The organism is Saccharopolyspora dendranthemae (assembly GCF_007829955.1).
Taxonomy (GTDB): domain Bacteria; phylum Actinomycetota; class Actinomycetes; order Mycobacteriales; family Pseudonocardiaceae; genus Saccharopolyspora; species Saccharopolyspora dendranthemae.
In genome coordinates this window covers 414,221-431,881 of record NZ_VIWX01000001.1, presented here as the reverse complement: position 1 = coordinate 431,881, position 17,661 = coordinate 414,221, and the positions used below count along the sequence as shown (strand labels likewise).

15 protein-coding genes are annotated in these 17,661 nt (G+C 69.6%); 11 read left to right on the top strand and 4 right to left on the bottom strand.

Annotated features, from left to right (window positions below):
• Nucleotides 1-131: 131 nt before the first annotated feature.
• From FHU35_RS01895 to FHU35_RS01865, 7 genes are all read left to right on the top strand, one after another.
• A complete protein-coding gene (locus tag FHU35_RS01895; protein ID WP_145736078.1) occupies nt 132-1,352 on the top strand; it encodes a sensor histidine kinase in 1,221 nt (406 codons plus the stop codon).
• Nucleotides 1,349-1,984, top strand: coding sequence for a response regulator (locus FHU35_RS01890; RefSeq protein WP_145736075.1), 636 nt, complete (start codon nt 1,349-1,351; stop codon nt 1,982-1,984). The genes FHU35_RS01895 and FHU35_RS01890 overlap by 4 nt, the downstream gene beginning before the upstream one ends.
• Before the next feature lie 123 nt (nt 1,985-2,107).
• Nucleotides 2,108-3,586 carry an SDR family oxidoreductase gene (locus FHU35_RS01885; protein ID WP_145736073.1) on the top strand — a complete coding sequence of 493 codons (1,479 nt, stop codon included), beginning with the start codon at nt 2,108-2,110 and terminating at the stop codon, nt 3,584-3,586.
• Between the two features lie 166 nt (nt 3,587-3,752).
• Nucleotides 3,753-4,571, top strand: a complete 819-nt coding sequence (locus FHU35_RS01880; RefSeq protein ID WP_145736071.1) for a sunset domain-containing protein — start codon at nt 3,753-3,755, stop codon at nt 4,569-4,571.
• A gap of 601 nt (nt 4,572-5,172) precedes the next feature.
• A complete protein-coding gene (locus FHU35_RS01875) occupies nt 5,173-6,987 on the top strand; it encodes a RiPP maturation radical SAM C-methyltransferase (RefSeq protein ID WP_145736069.1) in 1,815 nt (604 codons plus the stop codon).
• A 58-nt stretch (nt 6,988-7,045) separates the two neighbouring features.
• The gene (locus tag FHU35_RS01870) at nt 7,046-7,576 is read left to right on the top strand and encodes a DUF5825 family protein (RefSeq protein ID WP_145736067.1); all 531 of its coding nucleotides are present in this window, start codon (nt 7,046-7,048) and stop codon (nt 7,574-7,576) included.
• Between the two features lie 36 nt (nt 7,577-7,612).
• A complete protein-coding gene (locus tag FHU35_RS01865; RefSeq protein ID WP_145736065.1) occupies nt 7,613-8,863 on the top strand; it encodes an MFS transporter in 1,251 nt (416 codons plus the stop codon).
• Nucleotides 8,864-8,881: 18 nt separating this feature from the next.
• Here FHU35_RS01865 and FHU35_RS01860 read toward each other — a convergent pair whose 3' ends face one another.
• On the bottom strand, nt 8,882-9,802 hold the full coding sequence (locus tag FHU35_RS01860) for an alpha/beta hydrolase (RefSeq protein ID WP_145736063.1): 921 nt from the start codon (nt 9,800-9,802) through the stop codon (nt 8,882-8,884).
• Between the two features lie 47 nt (nt 9,803-9,849).
• Nucleotides 9,850-10,437 (bottom strand): GNAT family N-acetyltransferase, encoded by a 588-nt coding sequence (locus tag FHU35_RS01855; protein WP_145736061.1) that lies wholly within the window; start codon nt 10,435-10,437, stop codon nt 9,850-9,852.
• Nucleotides 10,438-10,677: 240 nt separating this feature from the next.
• Here FHU35_RS01855 and FHU35_RS01850 point away from each other — a divergent pair, with 240 nt between their 5' ends.
• Entirely contained in the window at nt 10,678-11,631 is a 954-nt protein-coding gene (locus FHU35_RS01850) for a GntR family transcriptional regulator (RefSeq protein ID WP_145736059.1), read from the top strand.
• 78 nt (nt 11,632-11,709) lie between these two features.
• Here FHU35_RS01850 and FHU35_RS01845 read toward each other — a convergent pair whose 3' ends face one another.
• Nucleotides 11,710-12,717 carry a hypothetical protein gene (locus tag FHU35_RS01845; RefSeq protein ID WP_145736058.1) on the bottom strand — a complete coding sequence of 336 codons (1,008 nt, stop codon included), beginning with the start codon at nt 12,715-12,717 and terminating at the stop codon, nt 11,710-11,712.
• A gap of 294 nt (nt 12,718-13,011) precedes the next feature.
• Between FHU35_RS01845 and FHU35_RS01840 the strand changes: the two genes are divergently transcribed.
• Entirely contained in the window at nt 13,012-13,923 is a 912-nt protein-coding gene (locus tag FHU35_RS01840; RefSeq protein WP_145736056.1) for a glutaminase, read from the top strand.
• 7 nt (nt 13,924-13,930) lie between these two features.
• On the opposite strand, the gene FHU35_RS01835 is transcribed toward FHU35_RS01840, so the two are convergent.
• The gene (locus FHU35_RS01835) at nt 13,931-14,812 is read right to left on the bottom strand and encodes an aldo/keto reductase (protein WP_145736054.1); all 882 of its coding nucleotides are present in this window, start codon (nt 14,810-14,812) and stop codon (nt 13,931-13,933) included.
• A gap of 209 nt (nt 14,813-15,021) precedes the next feature.
• On the opposite strand from FHU35_RS01835, the gene FHU35_RS01830 reads away from it, so the two are divergent.
• Together FHU35_RS01830 and FHU35_RS01825 are read left to right on the top strand one after the other, a co-directional pair.
• Nucleotides 15,022-15,651, top strand: coding sequence for a TetR/AcrR family transcriptional regulator (locus FHU35_RS01830; protein ID WP_222429259.1), 630 nt, complete (start codon nt 15,022-15,024; stop codon nt 15,649-15,651).
• Nucleotides 15,651-17,660, top strand: coding sequence for an NADPH-dependent 2,4-dienoyl-CoA reductase (locus FHU35_RS01825; protein ID WP_145736053.1), 2,010 nt, complete (start codon nt 15,651-15,653; stop codon nt 17,658-17,660). The genes FHU35_RS01830 and FHU35_RS01825 overlap by 1 nt, the downstream gene beginning before the upstream one ends.
• The last annotated feature ends 1 nt before the right edge of the window (nt 17,661 follow it).

Sequence of the window (17,661 nt, the reverse complement as noted above, 5' to 3'; positions counted from 1 at the left end):
TCGACTCTCGTCGTCGCGCCCCACGACGGGCATCTGGCGCAGGGCAGCAGTTGACGGACCGAAAGGCGGCGCGCCGGTTGTGTCTTTCGATAGAGGCCGCGCGGGGTGAGCCGACCTAGACTGGACGGACTGTGAATACGATCGTTCCCGGCCGGGCGCCCGCGATTCGGGCGTTGACGCTGTGCCTTCACCTGCTCGTCGCCGGCCTGCTCGTGCTGGCCGTCGGCCGCGCGCTGGCCGATCAGCGCCCCCACGGGGGCTTCGTCGTCGCCGCGGCGGTGGTCTTCGGGCTGATCTACGCGGCCGGGCCCGCGCTGCCCCGGGTGAGTCGTTCGGGACGGGCCGCCGCGCTGTGGCTCGCCGTCGTGGGGATCGCGTGGCTGGTGCTGCTGGCGCTGTCGGCCGACGGGGTGTGGCTGGCGTTCCCGCTGTACCTGCTCCAGCTGCACCTGCTGCCGCGCCGCGCCGGGCTGGTCGCGGTGGTGCTCACCGCGGCGGCGGCGATCGCCGGCTTCGCCGCGCACCAGGGCCGGTTCGGTGCCGCGATGGTGATCGGTCCGGCCATCGGAGCCGCTGTCGCCGTCGCGGTCGTGTGGGGGTATCAGACGCTCTACCGGGAGAGCGAGCAGCGCAGGCAGCTGATCCAGGAGCTGACGACCACTCGCGCCGATCTCGCCGCCGCCCAGCACACCGCCGGGGTGCTGGCCGAGCGCGAACGCCTGGCCCGCGAGATCCACGACACCGTCGCCCAAGGGCTCTCCAGCGTTCTGCTGCTGCTGCGCGCGGCCGAACGAGCGCTGCCGGCCGCACCCGACAACGCCGCCCGCTACGTCGACCAGGCGCGGCAGGCCGCGGCCGACGACCTCGCCGAGGTGCGCCGCTTCGTCGCCGCGCTCGCCCCGCCGACGCTGGAGGGCACCACCCTGGCGGGTGCGCTGGAGCGCCTGTGCGCGATCACCAGCACCAGGCACCACATCGCGGCCCGCTTCCACCTGGAAGGGGAACCCGTCCCGCTGCCGACCGCGCACGAGGTCGCGCTGCTGCGCATCGCGCAATCCGCGCTCGCCAACAGCGTTCGCCACGGCGAGGCCGCCACGGCGGAGGTGACGCTGAGCTACTTGGGAGACCACATCGCCGTGGACGTCGTCGACGACGGGCGGGGATTCGACCCGGACGAGCTGCCCGTTCCCGACCCGGAGGCGGGTGGGTTCGGGCTGGCGGCCATGCGCGCCCGGGTGCGCGCTCTCGGTGGGACCTTCAACGTTGAATCCGCTCCCGGTCGAGGTTCGGCCCTGGCCGCGCACCTGCCGCTCGAACCCGTCCCCGACACCGCACCCGAGGCCCGCTCGTGACCGACGAAACCATCCGACTGCTCCTCGCAGACGATCACCCGGTCGTCCGCGCCGGACTGCGCGCCGTCCTCGAAACCGAGGACGGCATGACCGTGGTGGCCGAGGCCGCCACCGCCGAAGAGGCCGTCAGGGTGGCCGCCGACGGTGACGTCGACGTGGTCCTGATGGACCTCCAGTTCCGCGAGGGGATGAACGGGGCCGAGGCGACCGCGGAGATCACCGGCAAGCCCGGCGGCCCTCGCGTCCTGATCGTCACCACCTACGACAGCGACGCCGACACGCTGCCCGCCATCGAAGCGGGCGCGACCGGCTATCTGCTCAAGGACGCTCCGCCCGAGGAGCTCGCGGCCGCGGTCCGGACCGCCGCCGCCGGGCGAACCACGCTCGCGCCTGCGGTCGCGGATCGGCTGATGAACCGGCTCCGCATCCCGGGGACCAGCCTGACCCGGCGCGAGACCGAGGTGCTCACGCTGGTCGCGGACGGGCTGTCCAACCAGGCGATCGGCCGTCGGCTCTTCCTCACCGAGGGCACCATCAAGTCCCACCTGGCTCGCATCTACACCAAGCTCGAAGTCGATTCGCGCACCGCGGCCATCGCGGCGGCCACCCAGCTCGGCCTCATCCGCCGCTGAGACCTGCTGAGGAGTTGCTGTGCGCGGCGGTGCGGGTTGCGGAACCTGAGCGCCTCCGGCGCGGAGTGATCCACTTTGGACGGTGGCGCTGCGGAACGTGCCGCTCCGGGGAACCATCGTGGAATGCGGTGCGTGGTGCTGGGAGCGACGGGGTACATCGGGGGCCGGTTGGTGCCGGCGCTGCTGGAGGCCGGACATCAGGTGCGGGTTCTGGCCCGATCTCCGCAGAAGCTCGACGACATGGAGTGGCGGGACCGGGTCGAGGTCGTGCGGGGCGACGTGTTCGACCCGGCGAGCGCTGCGGAGGCCACCGCGGACCAGCAGGTCGTGTACTACCTCGTGCACTCGCTCAACAGCCGGGACTTCGTCGCCGCCGATCGCGAAGCCGCGCGCAACGTCGCCGGCGCCGCGCGGGCGTCCGGTGTGGAGCGGATCGTCTACCTGGGCGGGATCGTGCCCGGCTCGGAGGGCCTGTCGCCGCACCTGGCGTCGCGGACCGAGGTGGGGGAGGTGCTCGCGAGTTCGGGCGTGCCGACGCTCGTGCTCCGGGCCGCTGTGATCATCGGGTCGGGGTCGGCGAGCTTCGAGATGCTGCGTCACCTGTCGGAGCGGCTGCCCGCCATGGTCGCGCCGCGCTGGGTGCACAACCGGATCCAGCCGATCGCCGTGCGCGACGTGCTGCACTACCTCGTGGGCGCGGCCGAGGTGCCCTCCGGGGTCAGCGGGGCGTTCGACATCGGCGGACCGGACGTGCTCACCTACCTGGGCATGATGCACCGGTACGCGGCGGTGGCCGGCCTGCCGCGGCGCGTGGTGGTCCCGGTCCCGGTGCTGACGCCCTGGTTGTCGGCGCAGTGGGTCAACCTCGTCACCCCGGTTCCCCGATCGATCGCGGTGCCGCTGATCGAATCGCTGGTCCACGAGGTGGTCTGCCGCGATCGCTCCGTCGCCGAGCACATCCCCGATCCCGCGGGCGGCCTGACCAGCTACGAGGACGCCGTCCGGCTCGCGCTGACGCGGCTGAGCAGCGCCGACGTGCCGACGCGCTGGTCGGACGCCGGCGTGCCCGCCGCCCCCTCCGACCCGCTGCCCAGCGACCCGGACTGGACCGGCGGCAGCGTGTACCAGGACGAGCGGGAGCAGGCCACGACCGCCTCGCCCGAGGCGCTGTGGGAGGTCGTCGAGTCGATCGGCGGTGAGCACGGCTGGTACTCGTTCCCGCTGGCGTGGTCGGTGCGCGGCTGGGTGGACCGCCTGGTCGGCGGGGTGGGCTTGCGGCGAGGACGTCGCGACCCGCACCGCCTGCACGTCGGTGAAGCGCTGGACTGGTGGCGCGTCGAAGGTCTGGAGCGCCCGCGGCTGCTCCGGTTGCGCGCGGAGATGAAGCTGCCCGGCAGGGCGTGGCTCGAACTGCGCGTCGACCCGGGTGCCGACGGCGGGGCGGTGTACCGGCAGCGCGCGGTGTTCGAGCCGCACGGGTTGAGCGGCCAGCTCTACTGGGCCGCGGTCTGGCCGTTCCACGGCCTGGTGTTCGGCGGGATGGTCCGCAACATCACGAGCGCCGCGAACACCCTCGGTGCGGGGGAGCGAGCCGGGCGGTGACGCCCGCGGGAAGCATGACCTTGCGTTTCGCGGTAGTGACACAACCGTGTGATTTCGACGGCGTGAGCCCTGCGAACGGGTGAGTTCCGGTGGCTGTGCGCGACAGCACTGGTTACAACATCGCCAGCCGATCATTTCACTCTTCAGGAGACCTAGGAGTGTTCTCGTGCCGAAGTCAAGACACCGCGCACCGTCCCTCTGCCTGCGGCAGTGGGTGGTGTGGGCAGTGGCAGCACTGGTGGTCGCCGCAGCGTTCGCGTTCGTCTCGCTGCTCGGTGGCGGCTCCGCACCCGTTGCGTGGACTTTCGTGCTGCTCCTGCTGTGCTTCATGACGGGCTCGCTCGCGAGCTCGATGTTCCTGTCCCACCCGATGCGACGCGGCGGGCACATCGTCCTGCCCGCGGTGCGCGAACCGGAGGCGATCGAAGCGGTCGCGGTCGAGTCGGAGCGGGTGCACCCGCACCCGCACCCGCACCCGCAGCCGCAGCCGCAGCCGCAGCCGGAACCGGTGGCCGACCGGCCGCGGATCACGCGCTCCGACTCGGACGTCCCGTCGTTCGCGTCGACCAACGAGATCGGTGGCAGCCTCGGCGTCACGGTGCTCATCTCGGGCACCGTGGGAACCGACCCGGCCAGAGGCGGAGCAGCAGGCCTCGGCCTCGCGGAGCTCAGCGAGGTGCACGTCACCGACACCATCCCGATGCAGACCAGCCGCACCAACGTCGCGGCAATCGAGTCCGAAACCGTTGTGCGGGAAGAGGACTCAGGTCCTTTCCCGGGTGCGGTGCGGGCGAAGTCGAACGGGCAGTCGCCGGACCGCGGCTACCGGGTCAAGGGCAACACCCGATCCAAGCGGTACCACACGATGCAGTCCCCGTACTACGAGCGCACGAAGGCCACCGTCTGGTTCCGCTCCGCAGCGGACGCCGAGCGCGCGGGCTTCGCCGCGTGGAACAGCAAGGTGCAGAACTCGATTCAGAACTGATCACCGGACCGAGCCCGCACGCGGGCCCACCGAGCCGGGTTGGGGAGCGACAGGCCGATCGCCCCCCAACCCGGCTCTTTTTGGTCCGCGCTCCTCCTCGGACGTGAAGGCCCATCCCGGTCGCAGTGATCGCCGGTGCTTTCTCGAAGGTCGGTTCCTGGTCTAGCGAGCAGCGCACCGGCGCCTGCTCGTTCCGGGTGAGATTTCGCGAAAGTCAACCAACTGCTCGGTCCACTTGATACTCGCGCGACGAGTTGTGGGAAAACTGCGAAGCGGAATCCGCTACACCTGAATGGAAATGGATTCTCAGGTCTTCATTCTCAGAGGATGACTTGGTAGCGTCGCCGCCCAGGGGTCAGATTCCCTTCCTCGTAATCCCATCTGCCGTCCGCAGGCGATTGGATGTCCGCGGTCGAAGATCGTGAACTGAGGAGGTGAGCGCATGAACAAGAAGACGGTGCACAACTCCCCGCACGCCATCGGCGGTGGCACCACCGGTGTGCGGATTTCGAAGTGACGCGCAGGTGGGGCGGCCCATCGAAACTCGCGCCGCTCCACCTCGTCTCGTGCTGACGGGTGATCGACGGGGAGGACGATCCTGGTGGACGTGACGTTGGTGAACATGCCGTGGGCATCGGTTTCGTACCCTTCCTTGGCCTGCGGAATACTCAAGTCCGCCGTCGAGCGACGTGGCCATAGCGCCACGGTCGTGGACGCCAATCTGGACTTCAGCGAGTGGATGCACCACGAAATGGGCACCGGCTTGCGCGAGTACGACTTCTTCAGCCTCGACAGCTACTTTCAGGGTTGCGGCGATTGGGTTTTCACCTCGGCCCTCTACGACGACGGAGCCTGGCGGGTGGAGGAGTTCCGCGCGGCGCACGGCGATGACATCGAGGGCGCTCTGGTAGATCTCTGCGTGCGTCTGCACGAACTCGTGCCCGATTGGATCTCGTCTTACGCCAGGCGATTGGCGGAGTCAGCGGGTTCTGTCGTCGGATTCACCACGACTTTCCAGCAGAACGCCGCTTCGCTGGCGCTGGCGCGGGAGCTGAAGCGAATCGATCCTGCGCTGCGGACGGTGTTCGGTGGGGCGAACTGCGAAGGGCCGCAAGGAGCCGCGTGGCACCGCAACTTCGAGTTCGTGGACTTCGTGGTGCGTGGCGAAGGTGAGCGTGCTTTCCCGGAATTGCTCGATCGCCTCGCGCACGGCGAAGGAACGCAGTCGGTGCCCGGGTTGTGCTGGCGTGATGGTTCGGAGGTCGGGGCCACGGATCCGAACGCAAGTCCGTTGGCTCCGAAGGAGATCGTGTCGCCCGACTTCGGCGACTACTTCGACCGGTATCCGACGTTCTCCGTGGCTGCCGAGGTAGAGCCGAAGCTGGTGGTCGAAGGGGCCCGGGGTTGTTGGTGGGGCGAGAAGCACCACTGCACGTTCTGCGGTCTCAACGGCTCGTTCATGGAGTTTCGCAGCAAGAGCCCAGGGCGTTTCCACGACGAACTCCTCGATCTCGCGACCCGGCACCAGGTGCTCGACATCTATCTGGTGGACAACATTCTCGACATGTCCTACTTCAACACGGTCTTGCCGAAATTGGAGGAGTCGGGGTGTGACCTGCGGATCCAGTGCGAGGTCAAATCGAATCTGCGTGTCGACCAGATGCGCCAACTGGTGAAATCCGGGGTCGTCCAGGTGCAACCGGGGATCGAGAGCCTCAGCGGTCACGTTCTTCGGATCATGGACAAGGGAGTGAGCGGTTGTCAGAACGTCCGGTTCCTGCGGGACGCCAGTTCACTGGGCATCACCGTGATGTGGAACTACCTCTACGGTTTTCCCGGCGAGTCCGATGCTGACTACCGCCAGGTGATCGACCAAATGCCGGCACTGCATCACCTTCCTCCGATGGACGGTGCCGACCGGATCGCCTTGGAGCGTTTCAGCCCGTACTTCGATCGGCCGGAACTCGGCTTCCCGAAGCGCAGCCCTGATCCGCAGTACGCCCGCAACTACGATCTTCCTCCGGAGGAATTGGCCGACATCGCCTACCTCTTCACCGGTGATCCGACTGGTATCGGGCGTGAGGTCGAGAACATCCTCCTCGATGCCGTGGACGCGTGGCGGACGGCGCACTTGGCCAACGAATTGGAGTGCGTACGAGTTGGCTCCGAGATCCTGATTCTCGAAGACCGCCCGGCGTTCGGTCAGCGCGAACACGTCGTGGCCACCGATGACGTCCCGCTGTTCGAGATGCTCGATCGTCCGCGGTCGTTGCCGAAACTCGAGGGAAGATTCGGGCCGCGAGTTCGTGACACTCTCATGAGCTGGAGGGAATCCGGGCTGATCTTCGCAGACGACGAGCACTTCGTGCACGTCGTGCCTGAAGCCAACAACCAAGGCGAGTTGAGGATGAGGTGAGCACGTGGAGATCGAAGCTCATGCGCATCCCTGGGGCGTGCGCGTTCATGAGCCGGCGGTGAGGCATCGGATCTCGGAAGCTGCGTCCGAGCAGGCGCGAGCTCTGTTCACCGACGGCATCCGCAAGGTCGTCTTCACGGAGCCGGTTGACCTCGCGGATCCCAGGTCTCGCCGATCGTTGGACCTGATGCGTGAACTCGCGGCCTGGGGCATGCGGGTCGAGTGGCGTGCTGTCGAGATCCCCGCGGAGTGGCGGTCCTTCGGGCATCTACCGCCACCGGCGGGCTCGACGCCGGAACTGGATGTGTGGCGTCGGAGCTTCCATCCGGGCAAATGCGCACTCCGCCAGGGGCCTGGGTTCATCCAGATCCGCGATCGGCGGTCCGGCGTTCTCGACTGCTACACGATCGACGAACCTGGATTGCAGGGCGTTGTGCGTCACCTCGCCGGTGGAGCTGAACCGGACCGGTGCGATCCCGAAGCGATCGAGCTGCTCATCGAGCACGATCTGCTGGTTCGAGCAGGGGACCTGACGTGGTGGGCACCGGCCCGCGTAGGTCGCTGGCCTGTGCCGGCCATGACGGTCTGACGTGGTCGGCGGTGGGTTGTGAGAGAGGTGGCGGGCATGTGGGATGCGGGTGCGGTCTCGGTGATGGGGGTACGGGGAAGCGCCTTCCGCCGCCTGCTGGCCGCGTGGGGTGCTTCGTCGGTAGGTGACGGGGTGCTCACGGCGGCGTTGCCGCTCTTCACCGCAGTGACCACCCGCGATCCGCTGTCGGTGTCCGTGGTGGCCGTCGCAGCGGTGGTGCCCTGGCTGGTGGTGGCCCTGCCTGCGGGGGCCCTGGTCGATCGGTGGCGGCCGCGCACCGCGCTGATCGCCAGCCTCGCGTTCCGCGGCGTGCTGACGCTGTCCTTGGCCGGGGTGATCTCGGCGGGCGAGGCGAGCGTGCTCGTTCTGTCCGCGTGCGCGTTCGCCCTGAGCAGTGCGGAAACGTTCGCCGACTCCGCGGGGCAGACCTTGCTCGTGTCGCTCGCCGGTCGGGACGATCTGGAGCGGGCCAACGGTCGCGTGGTCAGCGTCGAGACGGCGGGCGTGGAGATCGCGGGTCCCCTTGCCGCGGCAGGGCTTTTCGCGTGGCGACCGGAGTTCTGCTTCGTCGCGGTGGGGTCTGCGTTGCTCCTCGCGAGCGCGCTGTCGGCGTCGGTGATCGCGCATCCCGAGCGGCCGGCGAAGGTGGAATCCTCGGCGCTGCGAGCCGAAGTGCTCGAGGGGATGCGTTTCCTCGTCCGGCAGCGGAAGCTGCGCACCGTGGTCGGTGTCGTCGGACTGACCGCCTTCGTGACCAGCGGTGTCAACGCTGTGGCGTTCCTCTACGCGATCGACACCCTCGGCCTTGCCGCTGCTTCGGTGCCGACGCTGCTCGTCTGCACCGCGATCGGGGCCCTCGCGGCGGCTCCGCTCGCGTCGTGGGCGGCCGCGAGATTCGGCAGCGGGCCGGTGATGCTCGGTTCCCTGGGCGTGCTGGCCATCGGGATCGCCGTGCTGGGCTTGGCGGCGGCCCAGTGGGCGGCGTGGATGTCGTACCTGGTGATGGGCGTGGGTGCGGGGGCGTGGAACGTGCTCTCCTCGGCCAACAGGCAACGGCTCACACCGCCGTCGCTGATGGGGAGGGTGACCAGCGCGCACCGAGTCCTGGCGTGGGGATTGATGCCGCTGGGAGCTGCGTTGGCAGGCCCGATCGCGGCGGCCACCTCGCTTCGCGCTGTGATCATCGGCGCCGCAGTCCTCGTTGCGGCGATCGCCGTCCTCGTCGGCCCGCGCCTGCGCGGTCTGGGCAGAGCGATGGACGAGGCCGAGAACGGCGACGCGGTCTGATCGCCCTGCCCGTGCCGCTCAGCCTCTGCCGGAGACCTCTTCCCGGGCGAGGTTCGAGGGTGCGGTACCTGGGGTTGGATTGGTGAGGTCGGCGAGGATCTCGACCAGCTCGGGCCGGTGGAACGGTCCGACGTGGGGAGCTGCGACGCTGCGGACGTCGGTCGGGTTGTGCGGGGTGAGCCGGTCGGCCTCGGCGATGAAGCGGTCCTGCAGGGCCGGCGGGATCAGGCGGTCCTCGGTGAAGCGCACGTAGGTGCGGGGGACCCGGCCCCAGGTGTGCGCCTCGCCCCTGGCGTCGGTCACGGGAATCGCGGCGGTCTCGTCCGGTTCCAGCATGTTGGCCAGCCAGCGCACGCCCTCGTCGGTGAAATCGCCTGCGAGGCAGTGCTTGATGGCGTGGAACGCGGCGGGATCGGCCGAGCGCCAGTTGATCCGGCTGACGCCGAGCTTCGCCGGATCGCCGACCTTCATCGCCTCCACCAGGGGTAGCAGGCTGTCCGCGTTCTCCGGCGTCTCGAGGTAGGAGAGCATGTTCGGCAGGTCGACGCAGCAGTACGCGGCGATGTAGACGACGCGATCGATGAGGTCGGGAACGGCGTTGCCGACCCTGCTCACGGTGACGCCGCCCTGGCTGGAGCCGACCAGGATCACGGGCCCGTGGCGCCGGGCGCGGCGCACCACCTCCACGACGTGGTCCACGTAGTCGTCGATGGTGATCCCGGCCAGCGGGGACGGCTCGGTCGCCAGCGCTTCCAGGTCCTGCGGAGCCTGGTAGGAGCGGGGGATGAACTGGTCGTCCCCGTGCCCGGGGAGGTTGACGGCCACGCTCCTGCGGCCGCGCAGGGCGAGTTCGTTGATCAGGCCGGACCAGCCGTAGGCGTTGGAGTTGGTCCCGTGGATGAGCACCAGGGTCGGTCGGCCGTCGTGGTCGGTGGTCATTCGATGATCCCTCCGCGGATCTGCTCGGTCGTGAGATGGATAGGTGGTCACGGCTGCGGTTCGCGCCACATCGGCCAGAGCGACGGGCCGCCTGCGGGCCGCACCGGGCCGTCGAGATCGGTGAACCCGTGGCGCAGGTAGAGGGCGCGGCTGCGCGGGGAACTCGCCTCCAGGTAGGCGGCGACCCCTTCGGCGTCGGCCCGCTCCAGGCGGTCCCGGAGCATCGCGGAGCCCAGTCCGGAACCCCGCCGGCTGCCGACCACCCCCATGCAGAAGAGGTAGAGGTGCGGCCGGTCGACGGGGTGTCGCGGTGCCAGGGCCCGGCCCAGCGCGCGCAACCGCGGTCCGCTGTCGCCGAAGGCGGCCTCCAGGTCCGACTCCGGTGCTTCGTCCTCGGCGGGTTCGGCCGGTGAGAGCGCGTGCCAGAGCGCCACGCCCTTGCCGCGATCGGTCAGGTAGACCTCGGCAGCGGGGTGGGCGAGCTGGTGGCGGTAGAAGCGCGACTGGAGGCGGTGCCGTTCTGCGGCCGCCGGGAACAGCCAGGAGGCGAGCGGGTCCTCGGCGAACGCCTCGGTCAGCACGTCCACCACCTCGTCGTGGTCGGCGCGGGTGGCTCGTCGTAGCGCAGCGTGCACGGGCTTTCCCTTCGCGGTGGGTGGTTGGTGAAAGGTGCGTGACTGCGCGGTGTTTCCCGGATCGCTAGAACCGATCGCTCAGTGCGTACGCCGTATCGCAGTGCTGCGTACAGTGTATGAAGCTGCTGGAACAGGTCAACGAAAACAGCCGCATCAATTGAAATAGTGCGCTAGGCCAAATCGATGTGGACTAGTACGGTGAACAGGACTCAGCAGTTCGCAGGAACAGGAGGCGCGCCGATGGCGTCCGAGGTGCGACCGGATCCGCCGTACGTGCGGATCGCCGCGGAGATCGGCGAGAGGGTGCGGTCCGGAGAGCTCCGGCCGGGGGAGCGGTTGCCCTCGACGCGTCAGATCGCCGCTCGGTGGGGCGTCGCCGTCGCGACCGCGACGAAGGTCCTCGCCACCCTGCGCGAGCAGGGTTTGGCCGAGGCGAAGGTCGGTTCGGGAACGGTGGTCAGCGCGCGGCTGGCCGGGAGGCGTCAGACAGGTCGGGAGTCGCGGTCCCCGCACCGGCCGGAGGGGCCCAGGCAAGGGCTCAGCCGCGAGCACGTGCTCCGCGCCGGCATCTCCATCGCCGACGTGGAGGGGCTCGACGCCATGTCGATGCGGCGAGTCGCGGCTGAGTTGGGCGTGGGGCCGATGTCGCTGTACCGCCACGTCGAGAACAAGGACGAACTGGTGGCGCAGATGGCCGACGAGGTCTTCGGTGAAGTGCGGCTGCCGGTTCCCGGTCCTGCGGGCTGGCGAGCGAAGCTGGAACTGATCTCCCGTCGGCAGTGGGCGCTGTGCCTGCGGCATCCGTGGCTGCCCAAGGCCGTGTCGTTCACCCGGCCCGTGCTCGCGCCCCACATGATGCGGCACACCGAGTGGACGCTCGCCGCGCTCGACGGCCTCGGCCTGTCGTTGACCACGCAGATGCGAGAAGCCCTCCGGCTGCACTCGTTGGTGCTCACCGTCGCGATGTCCGTGGCCGACGAGATCGAAGCGGAGCAGGAGACGGGCGTGACGCTCGCGCGGTGGCTCGTGGAGCAGCGCGCCCGCGCCGACGAGCTCTTCGCCGGCGGGAAGTTCCCCCTGCTGGCGAGAGTCCACCAGGAGACGACCCCCGACCTCGACGGGCTCTTCGACTACAGCCTCGACCGTCACCTGGACGGCTTCGCCGCACTCTTGCGGGAAGCCGGTCAGGCCTAGGCGTCGTCGGGAACGGTTCCCCTCGGCGGTTCCGGGAGTGCGCGGCCCGAACCCGGCCGGGCCGCAGCAGGAACGGGGTCAGCTGGTGGCGTGGCGGGTGTCGACGCGACGGGCGAGCGCGATCAGCAGGGCCACCTCGAGCGCGATGATGATGATCCCGGTGATGGCCGCGGTCGGCGAGGCCGGAATCATGAAAGCGGTGTGGCCGACCAGGATTCCGCCCGCGAGCCAGACCCGGTGCCGGTCGGTCCAGTCGCCCGCACCGCTCCAGCGCAGCACCGACCACCCGGACGCGATGCCCACCAGCGCCGCGGCGATCAGCAGCACCGGCAGCGGGACGACACCGCCGAGCAACGAGTTCGGCCCGAGGCCGGGCGGCAGCAGCAGCGCCAGGAAGACGATGGTCGCGCACCCCGGCACGACACCGACGACGGCCGGTTTCGGTGCTGAGGACATCCGGGGTGCCACCTCGCGCGAGGCGGGGAGCCGCATCGCCACCACGATCAGAACCGCCATGGCGACGACGAACACCGTGGTCCACCCCCAGGGGGCCAGGTATCCGGGGTCCTCGGTGGCGGAGATGACCACGCGCAGCCCAAGAACTCCCAGCGCGGCCAGCGCGCCGGCACCGATGAGTCCGCCGGTGCGCAGGTACGGCCGACCGCGGTGAGCCGGGAAGAGCAGGTTGGTGAGCATGACCGGGATGAGCACGCTGAGCACGACGTGCACGCCGATCTGCGATTCCCAGTAGGTCCAGTTGATCCCGAGGGCACGCCAGCCCCACTCGGCCGCTCCGTAGATCCGCGGGCTCGTCAAGGCCTGCAGCCCGATCCCGTCCTCGGCCAGCTGGTAGGCGAGGGCGAGCAGCACCAGGCTGAGCCATCCGCCGCCGCGAGAACGCGTGAAGAGCTCCCGAACCAGGAGAACTCCGGCGCCGTACATCACGAGCAGCAGCGGCAGGAGGAACCAGACGAACGGCACCGCGACCGCCGTGAACGTCAGCTCCGCGCACAACGTGGTCAGCAGGACCAACGTCCAGGCCGCGCGCAGCCGCCCCGTCGTCGGCGGGGTGGTCGTCTGTGGCACGCGGTCCACTTCCCTTCGGTCATGAGATCGCTCGGCCCGAAGCGGGTTTCACGAGCGGATCGGTCGTTCCGGCGGTCGACGCCACCGTGCGGTGCGGGAACCGTACCACCGCACGCGTACACCGTCTTAGAGGATCGGAAAGTGTTGGGGGGCAAGGAGAAATGACCTACGACGGTGACCTAGTGGACTAGTGCACCGCGCGTCGCGCCGACGCGCGCCCGGCGGGCTCCTGCACGCACTGCTGCGCCGAGTCGGCCACCGGTTGTCCCCGCGTCGATGACATGATGGCTCTTCGTGGAGTTGAACCAGGTGCTCGAACGGATCGTCGAGGAAGTCGCGCCGCTGCGCGGAGCGGGAGTCGCCGCGGACTACATCCCCGCGCTCGCCCGCGTCGATCCGGGACGTTTCGGCATCGCGCTCGCCGATCTCGACGGACAGGTCCACGGGGCCGGTGAGTGGGAGACAGCGTTCTCGGTGCAGAGCATCTCGAAGGTCTTCACCCTCGCGCTCGTGCTCGCCGGGACCGATGAGTCGCTGTGGCGCCGGGTCGGCCGAGAGCCCTCGGGCAACGCCTTCAACTCCCTGACCCAGCTGGAGCGCGAGCGGGGGATTCCGCGCAACCCCTTCATCAACGCAGGAGCGCTGATCGTCACCGACGAGCTGATCTCCCAGGTCGGTGACGCCTCCGGCGACCTCCTCGCCTTCTTGCGCGCCGAGAGCGGGAACCCGGACCTGCGGGTGGACGAGGAGGTCGCGGCCTCCGAGGCCGCCCACGCGGACCGCAACCTGGCGGTCACGCACTTCATGGCGTCCTACGGCAACGTGCGCAACCCGGTGCCCGAGGTCCTCGACCAGTACGTCCGGCAGTGCTCGATCGAGATGAGCTGCCGCGATCTGGCGCTGGCCGGGCGTTTCCTGGCGGCCCACGGGGTTCGCCGGGACGGCACGGAACTGGTGACCAATAGGCAGGCCAAGCGCATCAACGCGATCATGCTCACCTGCGGAACGTACGACGCCGCAGGCGAATTCGCCTACCGCGTCGGCGTTCCCGGCAAGAGCGGTGTCGGCGGCGGGATCCTCGCGATCGTGCCGGGCAGGTGCGCGGTCGCGGTGTGGAGCCCGGGGCTCGACGTGCGCGGCAACTCCGTGGCCGGTGTCGCGGCGCTCGACCACTTCACCACCCTCACCGGCTGGTCGATCTTCTGACGTCCCCTCACGGCTCGGGGATGTCGACGCCGAAGGCCTCGAGGGTGACTTCGGACGGGTCGGGACCGCCGCGGACTCCGGTGTCGAGCGCGTCGAGGGCGGTGAGCTCCTCCGGGCTGAGGGCGAAGTCGAACACCGCGAAGTTCTCCTCGATCCGCTCCGGCCGAACCGATTTCGGGATGACCGATCGTCCCTGCTGGAGTCCCCAGCGCAGCATGACCTGAGCGGGCGTCCTTCCGTGTTCCTCGGCGATGCGCACGACGGTGCCGTCCCGAAGCGTGCTCGTGTGCTCGCCTTCGCGGTAGAAGGTGATGCCGCCGATGGGGGACCACGCCTGCGAGACGATGCCGTGCTCGGCGTCGGCAGCGAGCACGTCGGACTGCCGGAAGTAGGGGTGCACCTCGATCTGGTTGACCGAGGGCACGACCGAGGTCTGCTCGAGCAGTCGGTCGAGGTGCTCGCGCATGAAGTTGCTGACGCCGATGGCGCGCACCCGTCCGTCGGCGAGGAGCTTCTCCAGCGCCCGGTAGGCATCGACGGTGAGGTCGAACCGGGAGGGCAGTGCCTGGTGCAGGATCAGCAGGTCGATCTGCTCGACCCCGAGCTTGCCCGCGCTCTTGTCGAACGCGTGCAGCGTCTGCTCGAAGCCGTAGTCGCTGATCCACACCTTGGTCTCGATGAAGACCTCGTCCCGGTCCAGGCTGCTGCGGCGGATGCCCTCGCCCACCTCGTGCTCGTTGCCGTAGGCGGCGGCGGTGTCGATGTGCCGGTATCCCGTGCGCAGGGCGGCCTCGACGGCGGCGACGGTCTCCTCTGGCGGGGTCTGGAAGACGCCGAAGCCGAGCGTCGGCATCTCGACCCCGTTGTTCAGCGTGAGGTTCGTGGTCATGCCTCCCACGCTAGGAACCGGCGGCCCGACCTGGGCGACTGCGCCGCGCATCGTCCCACGGTCGTGTGAACGGCTCCGCGCTCGCCGGACCCGCTCGGGTGCGTCCAGCACCGCCGCGAGCTGCGGAGATCAGGTGATTCCTACAGCTCTGCAGGAAATTGCTACAGTCGTGCAGGAAGTGCTGTTCCGTTCAGATCGAGGAGGTCCGGTTGGCGGAGACACGCGGTGCCCGGTCCCGGGCGCAGCACCTGGGCCCGGAGCGGCGCAGGCCCCAGGTGCTCGACGCCGCGCTGGCCATCGCCGTCCAGGACGGCATCGGTGCGGTCAACGTCGGTTCTGTCGCCTCGCACCTCGGGGTGACGCGACCGGTGATCTACGCCTGCTTCTCCGACCGCGTTGAGATGGTCGAGGCGCTGCTGGATCGCGAGGGCGGTGCGCTGCTCGACTCCATGCTCGACGCGTTGCACAGCACCGGAGGCTCCTCCGGACCGCAGGAGGCGTTCGTGCAGGGGTTCCGGTCGATGCTGGCCGCCGTCGCCGCCAACCCGGCCCCCTGGCGGCTGATGTTCACCGGCGAACCCGACCCGGCGGTCTCGGCGCGCTTCCGGCAAGCGCGAGAGCACCTCAAGCAGCGCTCGACCGAGTGGTTCCGGCCCGCCGTGCGGGCGTGGTGGCAGACCTCCGACCTGGACCGGAAGCTCCCCGTGCTCATCGAGCTCTTCCTGTGCTCGTGCGAGGCCGCGGTGCGCTCGTTGCTCGCCGGAGCCGACGGGTGGACCGCGGACGAGCTGGGGGAGTTCATGGGACGGGCGACCTACCGAGCTTTCAAGGACGCGTGATGACCGCATTCCAGCACCTGCTCTCGCCGATCCAGGTCGGCCGCACGACGCTGCGCAACCGCGTGGTGATGGGCTCGATGCACACGGGCCTGGAGGACTTCCCCTGGGACACGGGGAAGCTCGCCGCCTACTTCGCCGAGCGGGCCGAAGGCGGGGTCGGACTGATCGTGACCGGTGGTTACTCGCCGAACCTGCGCGGAGCGCTGTGGCCGCTGGGGTCGACGATGATCAACCGCCTGCAGGCTCGCCGGCACCGCACGATCACCGATGCCGTTCACCGGCACGGCGGCAAGATCGTGATGCAGGTCCTGCACGCCGGCCGCTACGCCTACTCGCCGGGCAACGCCTCCGCCTCGGCGATCAAGGCACCGATCAACCCGTTCAAGCCCGGTGCGCTGTCGGCCAGATCCGTCGACCGGACGGCGACCGCCTTCGCCGAGTCGGCCCGCCTCGCGCAGCGGGCGGGCTACGACGGCGTCGAGATCATGGGATCCGAGGGGTACCTGATCAACCAGTTCCTCGCCGCGCGCACCAACACCCGCGAGGACGCCTGGGGCGGTACGGCCGCCAAGCGGATGCGCTTCCCGATCGAGGTCGTGAGGCGCACGCGCGAGCTGGTCGGCGAGAACTTCCTCCTCCAGTACCGGATCTCGCTGCTCGACCTGGTCGAGCACGGCCAGAGCTGGGAGGAGACGGTGGAGCTGGCGAAGTCCCTGGAATCGGCCGGGGTCGACGTGTTCAACACCGGAATCGGTTGGCACGAAGCGCGAATCCCGACGATCATCACCCAGGTCCCGCGCGGTGCGTGGATCGAGAGCACGGCGCGGCTCCGGCCGGAGGTCGACGTCCCGGTCATCGCCTCCAACCGCATCAACACCCCCGAGATGGCCGATCGGATCATCGCCGACGGCCACGCCGACATGGTGTCGATGGCCCGCCCGCTGCTGGCGGACCCGGAGTTCGTCAGCAAGTCCGCGGCCGGCCGGGCGGACGAGATCAACATCTGCATCGCCTGCAACCAGGGCTGCCTGGACCACGTGTTCCGCAAGAAGCGCGCCACCTGCCTGGTCAACCCGCGCGGCGGTTACGAGACCGAGCTCGTGCTCGCCCCCACGCGGGTGAGGAAGAAGGTCGCGGTCGTCGGCGCCGGGCCTGCGGGGCTCTCGGCGGCGGTCTCCGCCGCGGAGCGCGGACTGGACGTGACGCTCTTCGAGAAGGACGCGGTCATCGGCGGGCAGTTCCGGCTCGCCATGCAGGTCCCCGGCAAGGCCGATTTCCGGGACACCGTGCGGTACTTCACCCGCAGGCTGGAAACCCTGGGCGTCGACGTCCGGCTGAGCACGACCGCCGATGAGGCCGCGTTGGCGGAGTTCGACGACGTCGTGGTGGCCACCGGCGTCCAGCCCCGGGTGCCGTCGATCAACGGCATCGAGCACCCCAAGGTCGTCTCCTACACCGACGTCCTCAACGGAACCGTGGTTCCCGGCGGCAAGGTCGCGGTCATCGGCGCAGGGGGCATCGGCGTGGACGTAGCGGTCTTCCTCACCCACGAGGAGGAGCCGCTGGGGGAGTGGAAGGCCCACTGGGGCGTCGGAGACCCGGAAGATCACCGGGGCGGCCTCACGCGGCCCGAGCCGCGAGCACCCGCGCGCGAGGTGTGGTTGCTGCAGCGCAAGACCACACCGGTGGGCATCGGCCTGGGCAAGACGTCGGGCTGGGCGCACCGAGCTCACCTCAAGCAGTCCGGCGTGCGAGCGGTCAGCGGAGTCTCCTACGACCGCGTCGACGACGAGGGCCTGCACATCACCGACACCGCGACCGGCGAGCGCTCGGTGCTCGACGTCGACCACGTCGTCGTCTGCGCCGGCCAGGAATCCGTCCGAGACCTGCACGCGGCGCTGGTCCGCGGACGCGGTGGCCTGCACCTGATCGGCGGAGCCGGGCTCGCAGCGGAGCTCGACGCCAAGCGGGCCATCAGAGAAGGCGCGGAGACGGCCGCGGGGCTGTGAC